At 73.3% G+C, this 14,457-nt stretch carries 14 protein-coding genes; 5 read left to right on the forward strand and 9 right to left on the reverse strand.

The features are described 5' to 3' along the window. Positions 1-107: 107 nt before the first annotated feature. From alc to DEF28_RS12295, 5 genes are all read right to left on the reverse strand, one after another. Entirely contained in the window at positions 108-1,274 is a 1,167-nt protein-coding gene (gene alc / locus DEF28_RS12275) for an allantoicase (RefSeq protein ID WP_181874327.1), read from the reverse strand. 6 nt (positions 1,275-1,280) lie between these two features. After that, complete coding sequence (gene gcl / locus DEF28_RS12280) at positions 1,281-3,017, reverse strand: glyoxylate carboligase (RefSeq protein ID WP_114398455.1); 1,737 nt, start codon at positions 3,015-3,017, stop codon at positions 1,281-1,283. 210 nt (positions 3,018-3,227) lie between these two features. Further along, positions 3,228-4,043, reverse strand: coding sequence for an NAD(P)-dependent oxidoreductase (locus DEF28_RS12285; protein WP_114446142.1), 816 nt, complete (start codon positions 4,041-4,043; stop codon positions 3,228-3,230). Positions 4,044-4,085: 42 nt separating this feature from the next. Next, positions 4,086-4,886, reverse strand: coding sequence for a hydroxypyruvate isomerase family protein (locus DEF28_RS12290; RefSeq protein ID WP_114398457.1), 801 nt, complete (start codon positions 4,884-4,886; stop codon positions 4,086-4,088). Positions 4,887-5,254: 368 nt separating this feature from the next. After that, complete coding sequence (locus tag DEF28_RS12295; RefSeq protein ID WP_233515257.1) at positions 5,255-5,917, reverse strand: DsbA family oxidoreductase; 663 nt, start codon at positions 5,915-5,917, stop codon at positions 5,255-5,257. A 283-nt stretch (positions 5,918-6,200) separates the two neighbouring features. Between DEF28_RS12295 and DEF28_RS12305 the strand changes: the two genes are divergently transcribed. The 4 genes from DEF28_RS12305 (at position 6,201) to pucL (ending at position 8,676) form a co-directional block, all read left to right on the forward strand. Then, entirely contained in the window at positions 6,201-6,578 is a 378-nt protein-coding gene (locus DEF28_RS12305; RefSeq protein WP_114398459.1) for a winged helix-turn-helix transcriptional regulator, read from the forward strand. Positions 6,579-6,832: 254 nt separating this feature from the next. After that, positions 6,833-7,399, forward strand: coding sequence for a 2-oxo-4-hydroxy-4-carboxy-5-ureidoimidazoline decarboxylase (gene uraD / locus DEF28_RS12310; protein WP_114398460.1), 567 nt, complete (start codon positions 6,833-6,835; stop codon positions 7,397-7,399). Positions 7,400-7,410: 11 nt separating this feature from the next. Then, positions 7,411-7,746 carry a hydroxyisourate hydrolase gene (gene uraH / locus DEF28_RS12315; protein WP_114398469.1) on the forward strand — a complete coding sequence of 112 codons (336 nt, stop codon included), beginning with the start codon at positions 7,411-7,413 and terminating at the stop codon, positions 7,744-7,746. Between the two features lie 36 nt (positions 7,747-7,782). After that, on the forward strand, positions 7,783-8,676 hold the full coding sequence (pucL, locus tag DEF28_RS12320; protein ID WP_114398461.1) for a factor-independent urate hydroxylase: 894 nt from the start codon (positions 7,783-7,785) through the stop codon (positions 8,674-8,676). Between the two features lie 98 nt (positions 8,677-8,774). Here the strand turns inward: pucL and DEF28_RS12325 are convergent, their stop codons facing one another. From DEF28_RS12325 to DEF28_RS12335, 3 genes are all read right to left on the reverse strand, one after another. Then, the gene (locus DEF28_RS12325) at positions 8,775-9,086 is read right to left on the reverse strand and encodes a hypothetical protein (RefSeq protein WP_147280144.1); all 312 of its coding nucleotides are present in this window, start codon (positions 9,084-9,086) and stop codon (positions 8,775-8,777) included. A 406-nt stretch (positions 9,087-9,492) separates the two neighbouring features. Continuing rightward, entirely contained in the window at positions 9,493-10,869 is a 1,377-nt protein-coding gene (gene allB / locus DEF28_RS12330; RefSeq protein ID WP_114398463.1) for an allantoinase AllB, read from the reverse strand. 270 nt (positions 10,870-11,139) lie between these two features. Next, on the reverse strand, positions 11,140-12,378 hold the full coding sequence (locus tag DEF28_RS12335; protein WP_114398470.1) for a DUF6986 family protein: 1,239 nt from the start codon (positions 12,376-12,378) through the stop codon (positions 11,140-11,142). Positions 12,379-12,837: 459 nt separating this feature from the next. Between DEF28_RS12335 and DEF28_RS12340 the strand changes: the two genes are divergently transcribed. After that, a complete protein-coding gene (locus DEF28_RS12340) occupies positions 12,838-13,572 on the forward strand; it encodes an IclR family transcriptional regulator (RefSeq protein WP_114398471.1) in 735 nt (244 codons plus the stop codon). A gap of 221 nt (positions 13,573-13,793) precedes the next feature. Here the strand turns inward: DEF28_RS12340 and DEF28_RS12345 are convergent, their stop codons facing one another. Further along, complete coding sequence (locus DEF28_RS12345; RefSeq protein WP_114398464.1) at positions 13,794-14,405, reverse strand: TetR/AcrR family transcriptional regulator; 612 nt, start codon at positions 14,403-14,405, stop codon at positions 13,794-13,796. Between the last annotated feature and the right edge of the window lie 52 nt (positions 14,406-14,457).

Here is a 14,457-nt window from a genome sequence, read left to right on the forward strand (position 1 = left end):
GGCCGCTAAGGAGGAGCAGCGCGCACGGCATAACGATCATCACGGTAGCAGACCGGTCCGCGTGACCGGGCTCACGCCCGGCGCCGGGCCACGCGGACCGCGGGCGCTCACCCGGCGGTGGCGAGCCGGCCGGCGACGTCGGCGGGCAGCGCCGCCCACCGGGCGACCGGGCGGGCGGCGAGCACGGCGGCCGCGCCCGCCTCCGACGCTCCGGCGGCGGCGAGCGCCGCACGCAGCTGCGTCTCGGGCAGCGTGTTCAGCCAGCGCAGCCACAGCCGCGCGCGACCGGCCGCGGAGGGCCGCCCGTACGCGCGCAACCGGGCCATCCCGCCGTCGGGGAAGACCTCCAGCCGCAGCCGGGTGGCCGGGCGGGGGTCGGCGACCGCGAACCGGTGCCGGGTGTCCGGCAGCAGGGCGGTGCGCTCCAGGAGGGGGAACCACGCCGCGGGGTCCGCCGGGTCGGCGGCGCTCTCGTCGCAGCCCGCCACCCGCGCGGCGCCCGGCGCGTTGAACAGGAAGTAGCTCGTGTCCAGCTCCAGCAGCCGGACCTCGCCGTGCGCGGCGAGGCAGAGCTCCACCCAGTCGTTCCCGGGTCCGCGGCGGCGCGCGTTCTCCCAGCCCTCCCCCATGTTGCGGGTGAGGCCGGGGGCGATGAGGTTGGCGGGTGAGGAGTAGAACTGGTCGCTGCACCCGGCGACGCCGCCGCCGTTCTCCAGCGCGGCGAGGTCCAGCCCTTCCGTGACGAGGAACCGGGGGTCGGCGACCGGTTCGCCGTGCACCCGGAACCGGGCGACGCCGCCGTCCGGGTAGATCGAGAGCCGCACGTGCGTGTAGCGGTGCGGGTCGGCGACCGGGAACGGGTTGGCGGCGTCGCCGCGGACCGGCGACCGCGGTACGAGGGTGGTCCACTCGGCGGCGGCGAGGGCGTCCGCGCCGGGGTACCCCTCGACGCCGGCGGCCTCGACCGAGACCTCCGGCGGGTAGTTGCCCGTGAACCACGAGGTGTCCACGACCACGCCGCGCACGACCCCCGGGATGCCGAGCCGCACGATCGCGTGGTCGTGACCGGGGGTGCGCCGGCGCCGGGTCTCCCATCCGTCGTAGACCTTGCCCTTGTGGCCGAAGGCGGACGGGTCGAACGCGGCGGCGCCGGGCCGGACGAGGTTCTCGCGTTCGGCGAAGGACTCGTCGTTGGCGTGGACGACGGCGCCACCGAGCGTCCGGAGGGCGAGGTCGGGCAGCCGGAGGAATGCCGGGGGATCGTGGTCGGGCACGTGGGGTTACCTCACTCCTGTTGTCGCGGTCTCCTGCTCGGGAAGCGGTTCGAACTCCACGACCGCGTCGATGGACGCGCCGTGCGGCGTGTTGGCCTCGCGGTCGATCATGATCTCCACGAGGACCGGCCGCGACGTCGCCCGGGCCCGTGTGCGCGCCCACTCCAGGGCTGCCCGGACCTCCCCGGGGTCGGTCACCCGCCGGCCGGAGCAGCCGTAGCCCTCCATGATGCGGACGTTGTCGGTCCCGTACTCGTCGTAGTGGATGTCGACCTCGTAGTTCATGCGGTAGGGGATCTCGGCCTGGCGGATCAGGCCGAGGTACTCGTTGTTCAGCATGACGATGACGAAGGGCACGTCGTACTGCGCGGCGACGGCCAGCTCCTCCACCATGAAGTGGAAGCCGTAGTCGCCGACGACCGCGACGACGTCGGCGTCGGGCTCGGTGGCGTGCAGCGCCCGCCGCACGCCGATCGCGGCGGGGATCTCCCAGCCGAGCGGGCCGGCCTGGCCGCACACCTGGTAGCGCCGGGGACGGGCCGCCCGCTGGTGCTGCCCGCCCCAGATCTGGTAGAGGCCGATGGCGGTCACCACGTAGGTGTCGTCGTCGAACACCTCGTTGATCTCCCGGTACACCCGCGGGGCCTTGATGGGCACGGTGTCGAAGTCGTCGCGCCGGGTCAGGGTGCTCCGCAGCGTCTGGACGCGCCGCGCCCAGGGACCGGGCGCCCGGCCGGCACCGCGGCGCCGCGCCTCCTCCAGCAGGGCGCGCAGGAACAGCCGGGTGTCGGAGACGATTCCGAGGTCGGGCGGGAAGACCCGGCCGATCTGGGTGGGCTCGATGTCGACGTGGATGAACGCGCGGTCGCCGCGGTACACGTCGAGCGTGCCGGTGTGCCGGTCACCGAAGCGGGCGCCGAGCGCGAGCACGAGGTCGGACTCCAGGAAGGAGGCGTTGCCGTACCGCTGGGAGGTCTGGATGCCGGTCATGCCGGCGAACAGCGGGTGCCGCTCGTCGAGGGCGCCTTTGCCCATGAGGGTGACCTGGACCGGGATCTGCAGGTACTCGGCCAGTTCCACGAGTTCGGTGTGCGCCCCGCCGGAGATCACCCCGCCGCCGGCGAGCAGCAGCGGCCGCTCGGCGGCCAGCAGCATGTCCAGCGCCCGGACCACCCGGGGGCGGTGCGGAGCGGCCTCGGGCACCGGCAGGGGGGCGTCGAGTGCGGGGTCCCAGGGGATGGCCTCGCGCTGGACGTCCAGCGGGAGGTCGATGAGCACCGGTCCCGGCCGCCCGGACCGGGCGGTGCGGAACGCCTCCCGGAAGATCCACGGCGCCTGGGCGGCCTCTTTGACCTGCACGGCCCACTTGGTGACGGGCTCCGCGATCCGCACGATGTCGACCGCCTGGAACGCCTCCTGGTGCAGCTTGGAGCTGACCGCCTGGCCGGTGACGCACAGGATCGGGACGGAGTCGGCCTGCGCGGTGTACAGACCGGTGATCATGTTGGTACCGGCCGGTCCGGAGGTGCCCACCGCGACCCCGACCCCGCCGGTGGTGCGGGCCCAGCCGTCGGCCATGTGGGCGGCGCCCTCCTCGTGCCGGACGATCAGGTGGTCGACGCCGCTGCCGCGCAGCGCGGCGTAGAACGGCAGGATCGCGGCGCCGGGGCAGCCGAAGACGGTGTCGACGCCCTCGGAGCGCAGGACGTCGACGACGGCGGACATGACGGGGACGGATAGCATGTGGCACGCCCTTCACTTCATACGGGGAGAGGGGTTGCCCGCCGGTGGGAGCCGGGTGCGCCAACACCCGGTGTCCCGGTCGTCCGGTCCCACCGGCGGTCGTCGGTCGTACGGGGCTGCGGCCCGCCCGGGACGGGAAGAGACGACTTCCCGTTCACTCGCCACGGGAGGCTCCTTCCCGTTCACTCGCCACGGGAGAGTCCTTCCCGTTCACTCGCCACGGGAGAGTCCTTCCCGTTCACTCGCCACGGGAGAGTCCTTCCCGTTCACTTGCAGTTCGGCACGGAAGCTGGCCTCGAAACGGCGTTCCCGCATGCTGGCGCTCTTGCGCTCCAGCACCGTGCTGCCGGCCATGCCGCCGCCCAGCACGGTGAACGCCCGCTCGGTGTCGACCCCGTGCGCCTCCAGGAAGACCAGAGCCTCGGCGACGAGCTGGATGTTGCCGGCCACGATGAGCTGGTTGGCCGCCTTGACGGTCTGCCCGGCCCCCGACGGGCCGACCCGGACCACGGTGCTGCCCATGGCCTCCAGCACCGGGCGCGCGGCCTCGACGTCGGCCTCCGCTCCGCCGACCATGATCGACAGGGTGCCGGCCACCGCCCCGGGCTCGCCGCCGCTCACGGGAGCGTCCAGCACCCGGAAGCCGCGCGCGGCCCCCTCGGTGGCGACGGCGCGGGCGGTTTCGGGCCGGACCGTGCTCATGTCGATGACGAGCGCGCCGGGGGCCGCGTGCGCGAACACCCCGTCCTCGCCGAGCAGCACCGCCTCGACGTCGGGCGAGTCCGGCACGATGGTGATGACGACCTGGGCGTCCTTGACCGCCGCGGCGACGGAGTCGGCGGCGATCCCGCCCTGGGCCGCGAACCGCTCGGTCTTCTGCGGCGAGCGGTTGTACCCGGCCACCTGGAAGCCCGCCCGGACCAGGTTGAGGGCCATCGGCAGTCCCATCGTGCCGAGTCCGATGAAGGCGACGCGGCCCGGCCGGGCCTCGCCGGCGGTCGGCGGCGTCGGGTTCGCTGCGGTCATGTGGCTGATCGTCCTTCCTGCTGATGCGGTCCGGCGGCGCGCTCAGTGCGGCAGCCGGGCGAAACTCTCGGTGGTGGGCCCGGTCGGCCGGTACTCCAGGCCGACGCGGCCGGTGTAGCCGCGGGCCTGGGCGGCGGCGAGCAGCTCGTCCAGCGGCAGGGTGCCGGTGCCGGGTTCGCCGCGGCCGGGGTGGTCGGCGATCTGGATGTGGCCGAACTCGTGGGCGTGCGCGTCGACGACGGCGGCGACGTCGTCGCCGTTGGCCGCGAGGTGGAAGAGGTCGGCGAGCAGCGCGACGTTGCGGGCGCCGACGGTGTGCGCGGCGCGGACGACGCGCAGCGCGTCGGCGGCGGTCTTCAGCGGGTAGTCGGGGGCTCCGCTGACCGGCTCGACGAGCACGGTGCCGCCGATGGCGGCCACCGCCTCGGCGGCCGCGGCGATGCTCTCGGCGGCCACCGCGTCGGACTCGGCGGCGGGCACGCCCGGCTCGCGCAACCCGTAGAGGGCGTTGAAACCGGTGGTGCCGAGCCGGTGGCCGATCTCGACGACGACCGCGATGTTGTCGCGGAACTCGGCGGCGCGGGTCGGCGAGGAGAGCACGCCGCGCTCGCCGCCCGGCATGTCGCCGGCGAAGAAGTTGAGGCCGGTGAGCTGGACGCCGGCGTCCTCGACGGCCGCCGTGAACGCCGCCACTTCGGAGTCCTCGGGGACCGGGCGGTCGAAGGGCCACCAGAACTCGACGGCGTCGAACCCGGCGGCGCGCGCCGCGGCCGGGCGCCGCAGCAGCGGCAGTTCGGTGAAGAGCAGTGAGCAGTTCACGGTGTACCGCAGCGTGCGGCCCACGGCCCCACCTCCAGGCGCTCAGGATGCCCTCATCCACTGTTTCATATTGTGGAAAAGAGTTTTCGCTTTAGGGAATATCCCTGAGTCTGTGCGGTCGCCGCCTTCTTGTCAACCGCCTCCGTTTCCAGGGGCCGCGCCGTTCCGCCACCATGTGCCGAGTCTCGCAGGTGCCCACGCCCGGGTTCCGGGCCGTCCCGCGCAGCGCTCGCGCTGCCCGGTTCCGTTCCTCCCCCACCTGGACAACGGGCCCCGGCCTCTTCCCCGGTGACCGGCGCGGCCGGCGCCGGAGGCACCGGCCGCGGCCCGACCCACTCCGTCGCGCCATTGGCCGCGTTTCGGCGGGTGCGCCGTGCCGGCGGCCGGTCCGGTCAGCGGTCCGGCACCGCGCTGTCGGCGTAGGCGGTACGCAGCGCTTCCAGGAAGACGCCGACCGGTTGGGCGCCGGAGACACCGTAGGTCCGGTCAAAGACGTAGAACGGCACACCGCTGACACCGAGCCGCCGGGCCTCGCGGATATCGGCCGCCACCTCGGCGGCGTAGGCGTCGCCGAGGAGAACCCGGCGGACCTCCGCCTCCGGCAGACCGACCTCCCCGCCGAGCCGCACCAGGGTGTCGGCGTCGTCGACAGCCTCGCCCTCGGCGAGCTGGGCGGCGAGCAGGCGCTCATGCATCCGCCCACCCAGCCCGTGCTCGGCCGCCAGGTGGTTCACCCGATGCGCGTCCAGCGTGTTCACCGACATGGCACGGTCCAGGTCGTACTCCAGCCCCTCCGCCTCGGCGAGCTCACTGATCTGCCGGAGCATGGCCCGGACCTGCTCCGGCCCGGCGCCTGTCTTCTTGGCCGTCACCTCGCTGACGAGCTCACGCCGGCCCGGGGGAAGCGCGGGGTCGAGCTGGAAGCTGTGCCAGTGCAGTTCCACGGCGTCGGCGTGCTCGAACTGGTCAAGCGCGGCCTCCAGCCGCCGCTTGCCGATGTAGCACCACGCGCAGACGACGTCGGACCAGATGTCGATACGCAGGTTCGCGCTCACAGGAGACACGTCCCGTCCGCGCAGACCGGGGCGGCCGAGCCGGTCCCCAGGAGGAGGAGTTCGGGCTCCGTCGCGGGCGCCGCGCCGGCGGCGGGTGCACCGGCCGGCGAGGAGAGCGTGACGTCACTCTCCTCCGCCCCTGATGCCGGCGGGGAGGACTGCGCGTGGGGCAGTGCGGTGCTGCGCGGTGGGAAAGCGGACATACCAGCTCCAGCCAATAGTTACTTCTGGTGCGTAGCCCCAACATACGTAAGTATGGAGCGCGACGTAAGGAGGCACATTCATGTCCGCCACCCACCTCCATGTGCCCGTGCCTGTTCCGGCCGACAACGACTGTCCGGTCCGCGAGGTTCTGGATATCGTCGGCAACAAGTGGAGCGTGATGATCGTGGTCCTGCTCGGTCGACGCAGCTACCGCTTCAACGAACTGCACCGCTCCATCGAGGGCATCAGCCAGCGCATGCTCACCCGCACCCTGCGCCTGCTCGTGCGCGACGGGCTCGTGGCCCGCACCGCCTATGCGACCGTGCCACCGCGCGTGGACTACGAACTCACCGACCTCGGCCGGACCCTGCTCGAACCACTGACCGCGCTCAGCGGCTGGGCCGACACTCACCGTGGCGACATCCGGGCGGCCCGGCAGCGCCACGACAGCGCCTAGCCAGTCGGCGCCTCGAACCGGCACGCGCCCTGCCGCGGTCCCGCGGCGCGGAACGGCGGCCCGAAACCGAGCGGGCGGCCGGGAAGGCGTGAAAGGTACGAACATCCGGCCGGGCGGCCCGGCACGGTTCGTCCGCACGCACGAAACCCGCCATCGGCGGACCGCCCGGCGCCGGGGACGGTTGACATGCGCACCCGGTGCGGGTCTAGATAGTCGCCATAGCCGCCGCGACACCCAGCGCACCTGGAGAGTCCATGCCCGAGAGCAGCGCCGCATCGGCCGCGGATCCCGGTCTGGCCGGGGTCAACGCGCTGCCGGTCGAGCGGTGCCGCGCCGAGTTCGCGCGGTGCCTGGACGTCGGCGCGTGGGTCGAGGCGCTGGCCCGCGGCCGCCCCTACGCCAGCCGCGCGGAGCTCCTGGCGGCCGCCGGGGAGTACGCCGCGGCCGTCAGCGGCACGGAGATCGCGGACGCGCTCGCCCGGCACCCGCGGATCGGCGAACGCGCCGAGGGCGAGCACACCGAGGCGCGCTGGTCCCGCGACGAGCAGTCCGGGCTGGAGGGCGCCGACGACGACCTACGCGCGGCGCTGCGGGACGGCAACGCCGAGTACGAGCGGCGGTTCGGGCACATCTACCTGGTGTGCGCGAGCGGCCGGTCCGCTGCCGAACTGCTGGCCGACCTCCGCGCCCGGCTGGACAACGACCCCGCGACCGAACTGCGGGTGGCGGGCCGCGAGCTGCGCGCGATCGCGCTCGTTCGCCTGGCGAAGCTCCTCGACGCCCAGGAGGCCGCGGCGGGACGGCCGGAGGCCCGGCCGTGACCGCCGCCCGCGTGACGACGCATGTCCTGGACACCGCCGCCGGCCGGCCGGCGGCGGGCGTCGCCGTGACGCTGGAGGCCGCCGCCGACACCGGCCGGACCGCTTGGACGCCGCTGGCCGTGGGCCGGACGGACGACGACGGCCGCATCACCGACCTCGGTCCGCGCCGGCTGGCCGCCGGCGTGTACCGGCTGGTCTTCGACACCGAGGGCTATTTCCGGCGGGAGGGGCGGCGCTCCTTCTACCCGGAGGTCGCCGTGGTGTTCGAGATCGCCGACGAGGAGGCGCACTACCACGTCCCCCTTCTACTCAGTCCGTTCGGCTACTCCACCTACCGGGGCAGCTGACGCCGTCCGTCCCCTGCGTGAAGGAGCTGATCAGACGTGGCGATCCGGCTCGGAGAGAACCAGTACGGCAAGGCCGAGGTCCGGCTGGTGCACGTCTCGCGCGACAGCGCCCGGCACATTCTCAGGGACCTCAACGTCACCACGCAGCTGCGCGGCGACTTCGACGCGGTGCACACCGAGGGCGACAACGCCAACTGCCTGGCCACCGACACCCAGAAGAACACCGTCTACCTGCTGGCCCGCGAGCACCGGATCGGCGCGATCGAGGACTTCGCGCTGCTGCTCGCCCGGCACTTCGTCGACGGCTTCGACTACGTGCGCGGTAGCCGCCAGGAGGTCGAGGAGTACGGCTGGAGCCGGATCACCACCGCCGACGGCCCGCACGACCACGCCTTCGTGCGCGACGGCGCCGAGGTGCGCACCACCGTCGTCACCAGGGACGGCGATCGCGAGTGGGTGGTCTCCGGAGTGCGCGACCTGGTGCTGCTGAAGTCCACCGGATCGGAGTTCCGGGGCTTCCCCAAGACCGCGTACACCACGCTGGCCGACACCGCCGACCGCATCCTCGCCACGTCGGTGACCGCCCGCTGGCGCTACGCGGGCACCGACGCGGACTGGGACGCCAGCTACGCGGCCATCCGCGCGACCATCCTGGGGACCTTCGCGACCACGCACAGCCGCGCGCTGCAGCAGACGCTGTACGCCATCGGCCGCACCGTGCTGGAGGCCCGCCCGGAGGTCGCCGAGATCCGGCTGTCGGCGCCCAACAAGCACCACTTCGCGGTGGACCTGACGCCATTCGGGGTGGACAACCCCAACGAGGTGTTCTACGCGGCCGACCGGCCCTACGGGCTGATCGAGGCCGCGGTCTACCGCGACGACGCCCCGGAGGCGGGGCGGGCGTGGGAGTCGGTGCCGGGGTTCGTGTAGGCGGGGTCGACAGAGCGCTCAGTGGCCCCCACCTCGGGATACGGTCTGGGAGGCCGTGTTCGGGGACGCGGCGCACCCGAACACGGACCACGAACGGGCTAGCCGAAGAGGCCCCGCCTCTTGGGCTTCTGGGGCACGCTCCTGCTGGAGACTTCGCTGCTCCTGCCCTGAGAGCCCTTGAGCCTACCGATCTGCTTGCGGTCCCGGCTGGTCTGCGCGCCGGGAATCTCTTCACCGAACGCGTCCTTCTGCCCGTGCTGGAGGGCGTCCAGCGTCACATCGACCCCTCTGGCTCTACGCTTTTCGTCCTTGGTCAGTCTGCGCCCGAGTTGCGCTTCCAACCTGCGCTCGTTATCCCTCATCTGACTCATCGCTTCTCCTGGAACGTCGACGAAGATCTGCCAGACCAAGCACCTACGAAAACCGCGTTCTCATTCGCGGGACAGCGCCTGTTCGTCGCCCGTCAAAAATGCCCGCACAGCGCCCCTCATCTGCGCGCCGTACGACAGGGGGAACGAAAGCGCTGTCCTTGACCTCCTGTTCGAGCGTATTCCACGCCGTTTCGCTCCGAGCCCCGTCTCCGCTTGGGCGGCGATGGAGCTGAGGTGCTACAGGGACAGACGGCACTCGGCTTCTCCCGGTTTCATCCCCGGTCGCAGATTTTTCGGCCCAGAATCACAGCACCATGGGGGAACCGGGAGTGGGCCGCCCGCGTCAGAAAGCGCCGTGATTCCAGGGCGGCATTCGGATGTCCTGGACCGAAACGGAACGCAGCGCGTCAATACGCGGAGTCCGTAGGTTCGCGATCCGGTCGTCCTATGGCCGGGACAGCAGCCGTCCCCGCGGCTCGGCCGGGTCCACCCGCTCCCCGCGCAGCCATGTCTGGCGCACCGCGCCGCGCAGTTCGCGGCCGTCGTACGGGCTGACCGGGTTGCGGTGCCGCAGCCGCCGGACGTCTACCCGGAACGTCTCCTCGGGCGCGACCACGGCGAAGTCGGCGTCGTACCCGACGGCCAGGCGGCCCTTGCGCGGGACGCCCGCGATCTCGGCCGGGCGCTGCGCCATCCAGCGCACCACGTCGGCGAGGCCGAAGCCGCGCTCGGACGCCTCCGTCCAGATCGCCGCGAACCCGAGCTGGAGTGAGGACACCCCGCCCCAGGCCGCGGCGAAGTCGCCGGTGTCGAAGCGCTTCAGGTCGGCGGTGCTCGGCGAGTGGTCGCTGACCACGCAGTCGATGGTCCCCTCGCGCAGCGCCTGCCACAGCGCGTCGCGGTTGGCGGCCGAGCGGATCGGCGGGCAGCACTTGAACTGGGTGCCGCCGCTGGGCACCTGCTCGGCGGTGATGGTGAGGTAGTGCGGGCAGGTCTCGACGGTGAGCGGGACGCCGTCGGCGCGTGCCTCGGCGACGAGCGGCAGAGCCGTGGCGCTGGACAGGTGCAGGAGGTGCACGCGGGTTCCGGTGCGCCGCGCGGTGGCGATGACGCGGGCGATCGCCGCGTGCTCGGCGGCGTCCGGGCGGGAGGCGAGGAAATCGGCGTAGCGGCGCCCGCTCGGCTGCGGCGCGGCGGCCAGCACGTCCGGATCCTCGGCGTGCACGATGAGCAGGCCGCCGAACGCGCCGACGGCAGCGGCGGCGGAGTCGAACTCCGCGGAGCCGAGGTGGCCGAACTCCGGCACACCCGACGGCGACAGGAACGCCTTGAAGCCGAACACCCCTGCCTCATGCAGCGCCGCCAGCTCCCCGGTCGTGCCCGGGGCGCTGTTCTCCGGCACCGCGCCGCCCCAGAACCCGACGTCCACGGCGACCCGCCCGCGTGCCGCGTCCCGCTTGGCGGCCAGCCCGGGCACCGTTGTGGTGGGCGGCACGCTGTTCAGCGGCATGTCGACGATGGTGGTCACCCCGCCGGCCGCCGCGGCGGCGGTCGCGGTGGCGAAGCCCTCCCACTCCGTGCGGCCCGGCTCGTTGACGTGCACGTGGCTGTCCACCAGGCCGGGCAGCAGTACCTCGTCGGCGGCGATCCGCTCCTCACGTGCGGCGCCAAGGTCGGCGTCGATACCGGCGACCGCCGCGATGACGCCGCCGCGTACCCCGATCGCGACGGCACGCTCCGCTCCGGGGGTGAGGGCCCGCGGGGCGCGGATCACCAGGTCGTACTCGGTCGGGTCCGCCGTCGCCATGTCCGCGACCTCCATCGCCTGTTCGTACCGGACGCACGTGGCGCACGAGAGTATGCCGCTCCGGTCGGGTCGGCCGGAATGACAGCTGACCAGGTTCGCCGCACGCCCGCGCGCAGCGGCAGCGCTCGTACCGGTGTGAAGCGAGCGGGCGTCCTGCGGGGTGCGCAGGACGGCCACCCGCGGCGGTGCCCCCGCAGAGCGCTGCCGGTCTGGATGGAAAGGCCCTCCGTCCTCCGGGCCTCCTGGCCTCCTGGCCGGAGGAGAGGGGAGCCCGTCCCCCGGCCGTCATCCCACCCGGCGGCGGGCGAACCCGTCCAGCACCGCGCGGGGGACCCCGGCCGCCTCGGTCACCTCCGCGTCCGTGAGCGCCCCGCAGTCCAGGCCGCGCACCAGGGCGTCCGCCAGCGCCTGCGCGGTCGCCGGCTCGTCGAGCACGCCGCCGCCGACCTCGCCGAGGTAGTCGCGCAGCCGTGCCGCGGCGGGGCCGAACGCCTCGCGGTAGAACGCGTAGGTGGCGAGGTAGCGGGTGGGCAGCTGGTGCGGGTGCAGGTCCCACCCCTGGTAGTAGGCGCGCTGGAGCGAGCGGCGCACCAGGCCGGCGTGCAGCCGCCACGCGGCGTGGACCTCGGCCGTGCCCCCAACGGGGAGCACATTGGTGGAACCGTCCGACAGCCGCACCCCGGTGCCGGCGGCGGCGAGCTGCATGACGGCCTTGGCGTGGTCGGCCACCGGGTGGGCCATGCTCTGGAAGGCGGCGGCCACCCCGCAGGCGGCGCTGTAGTCGTAGGTTCCGTAGTGCAGCCCGGTGACCCGCCCGGCACCGGCGTGCACCATGCGGGCGACCGCGGCGGTGCCGTCGGCCGCGAGGATCGACTGCGGAGTCTCGATCTGCAGCTCGAACCGCAGCGCGCCGTCCGCGAGGCCGAGGTCGCGCTCCAGGCGCTCGGTCACCCAGGCCATCGCCGCGACCTGGTCCACCGACGTGATCTTGGGAAGGGTGAGGACGAACCCGTCCGGGAGCCCGTCGGCGCCCTCCAGCAGGGCGTCGAGGAACAGCGCGAGGCTGCGGGTGCCGCGCCGCCGGCCGCCCGGGTCCAAGCCCTTCACGCGGATGCCGCTGCCGGGCGGGGCCGTTCCGGCGGCGGCCTCGTCGCGCAGCACCGCGGCGGCGGCGCGGGCGTCGCGGTCCTCCTCGTCGTCCGGACGCTCCCCGTAGCCGTCCTCAAGGTCGATCCGCAGGTCCTCGATCGGCTCGCGCCCCAGCTTGGCGCGCACCGCCGGCAGGCAGGCGGCGACGAGCGGCTCGGACAGGCCGGTGGCGACGGCCAGGGCCGCGGGGTCGGGGGCGTGCCGGTCGAGCACGCGCAGCGCGCGCCCGCCCCAGTCGCGGGCCAGTCCCGGACGCACCTGGTCGGCCGGCACGTAGACGGTGTGCACCGGTTGGCGGCCGCCGTGGTGGCCGGGGTAGTCGCGGCGGAGCCGGGCGTCGGCGGCGGCCAGCCGGGCGTCCAGTTCGTCGTTCATCCCGGCGAGGTCGATCCGTGCCGGCCCGGCCGGGTCCGGCCGCGTGCCCCGTCCGCCCACCGCTCGCCCCTCTCGCCGTCGCGCCGCCCGGCTCGGGCGGGCCGTAAGCCGGGCCTACCCACCGCGGAGCTTGCTTACCGGACGATAACTTCTACAATCCGGAAGAACAACCGTGCGGGGCGGTGTCCGCCGCCCGGGTCATCCCGCCCGGCCGACACGCCAGGCACACCGGATCGCGGCAGCGGCGGACCAGCCGTACCGCCCGGGCACGGTGATGGCTACCCGGCCTCGGCGTATCGCAGAATGAGAACCCTGGACCCGACCGGCCGACCGGAGCGATCGCCCGGTACCGGCCGTCTGATGGGAGCTGGACCATTGGCAACCTCACAGCCGGCGACCGGCGCCGCCGACGCGGAGCTGCTCTCCGCCGACGCCGTTCCCCGCGGCCGTTCCGGCGGCGTGCAGTCGCTGGACCGGGCGTTCTCGCTCCTGGAGATCATGGCCGACGCGGGCGGGGAGATCTCGCTGAGCCAGCTCGCGGAGTCCTCCGGCCTCCCGCTCCCGACCATCCACCGCATCATCCGCACCCTCGTGGGCAGCGGGTACGTCCGGCAGCTGCCGTCCCGCCGCTACGCGCTCGGCCCGCGACTGATCGGACTCGGCGAGAGCGCGTCGCGCATGCTCGGCACCTGGGCCCGGCCGCACCTCGCCCAGCTCGTGGACGAGCTCGGCGAGACGGCCAACCTCGCGATGCTGGACGGGGACAAGGTCGTGTACGTGGCGCAGGTCCCCTCCCCGCACGCGATGCGCATGTTCACGGAGGTCGGCCGGCGGGTGCTGCCGCACTCCGCGGGCGTCGGCAAGGCGCTGCTCGCCCACCTTCCGGAGCGCGACGCGCTCGCCACCGTGCGGCGTACCGGGATGCCGGCCGCCACGGAGCGCACCATCACGACCCCCGAGGCGTTCGCGGCGGAGCTGGCCCGCATCCGCGAGCGCGGCTACGCCATCGACGACGGGGAGCAGGAGATCGGGGTGCGCTGCCTGGCGGTCCCGGTGCGCGGCGGCCCGGCGATGATGGCGGTCTCCATCTCCGGACCGGAGTCCCGCATGACCTGGTCCTTCGTCGAACGCGCCGCCCCCATCGTGCGGCGGGCGGCCGCCGCCCTGGCGTGCGACCTCAACAACCAGAGCTGAGGGGGGCACGCGGACACCCAGGACGCCACTCGTTGACGCCACCGGCCGTGCCGAGCAGCGGCACCCGCCGGCCGCGGACCTCCGGGAACACGACCCGGCCTGCTGGCCCACCCGCCCCTCGGTCCGCGCCCGCGCAGCACCTGTCCGCCGGCGTCCCACCACGCCGGTCGCGCCAGACGCACGCGGACCGCCCCGTGCGCCGGGTTCAGCGCCGGCGCGACCTACTGACCGGTCGGCCCGTAGGTCACGGTGGTTGACGATGTGTGACTTCCACCCTCGAATGCCGCCAACGAGGTGATGAAGCGCTCGGCCGCGGCGTCGACCTCGGCGGTCGGGGTCAGCAGCCTCTGCAGCAAGAGTCCTCGCAGACATGCGGTGGCGATGATGCTCTGCCGCCTGGCGTCGGTCGCCGTAGCGCCGTCGCGAAGAGCTGCCGCTTCGAGCAGGTGCGCCAGGTCATCGATGTCGACGACGAGCTCCTGGAACGCGTCGCGTTCATAGACCGCGAGCCCGACCAGGTGGAAGAAGGCATGGGTGCGGTCTTCGTGCGCAGGGTCCGAGTAGAAGTCCCAGATGGCTCTGCACAGGGCCGCGAACCCGAGTTCGTTGCCGGTCGCGGCGATGACGAGGTTATCGCGGCGGCGCGCCTCTGACAGCACAGCACGCAGCAGACCCGGCCGCGACCCGAAGTGATACGTCAGCAACGTGTGGTGCACACCGAGCCGCTCTGCTACCTGGCGCATCGACAGGTTCGGGCTGGGGCCGTTCTCGCCGAACTCATCGAACAGCGCCTCCAGGAGACGCTTCTTCCCTTCCCCCACCGGCGATCGCACGTTGCCTCCGTTGACAGTTTCACCACTGTTGAGTACGTTACCGCATATTCAA

This window comes from Marinitenerispora sediminis (genome assembly GCF_003336425.1).
Lineage (GTDB): Bacteria > Actinomycetota > Actinomycetes > Streptosporangiales > Streptosporangiaceae > Marinitenerispora > Marinitenerispora sediminis.

What these genes read in the sequence shown, in the direction of transcription:
- gcl (WP_114398455.1), bottom strand. Translation starts at nt 3,017, where the DNA reads ATGCTATCCGTCCCCGTCATGTCCGCCGTCGTCGACGTCCTGCGCTCC.
- DEF28_RS12285 (WP_114446142.1), bottom strand. Translation starts at nt 4,043, where the DNA reads ATGACCGCAGCGAACCCGACGCCGCCGACCGCCGGCGAGGCCCGGCCG.
- DEF28_RS12305 (WP_114398459.1), top strand. Translation starts at nt 6,201, where the DNA reads ATGTCCGCCACCCACCTCCATGTGCCCGTGCCTGTTCCGGCCGACAAC.
- uraD (WP_114398460.1), top strand. Translation starts at nt 6,833, where the DNA reads ATGCCCGAGAGCAGCGCCGCATCGGCCGCGGATCCCGGTCTGGCCGGG.
- allB (WP_114398463.1), bottom strand. Translation starts at nt 10,869, where the DNA reads ATGGAGGTCGCGGACATGGCGACGGCGGACCCGACCGAGTACGACCTG.
- DEF28_RS12335 (WP_114398470.1), bottom strand. Translation starts at nt 12,378, where the DNA reads ATGAACGACGAACTGGACGCCCGGCTGGCCGCCGCCGACGCCCGGCTC.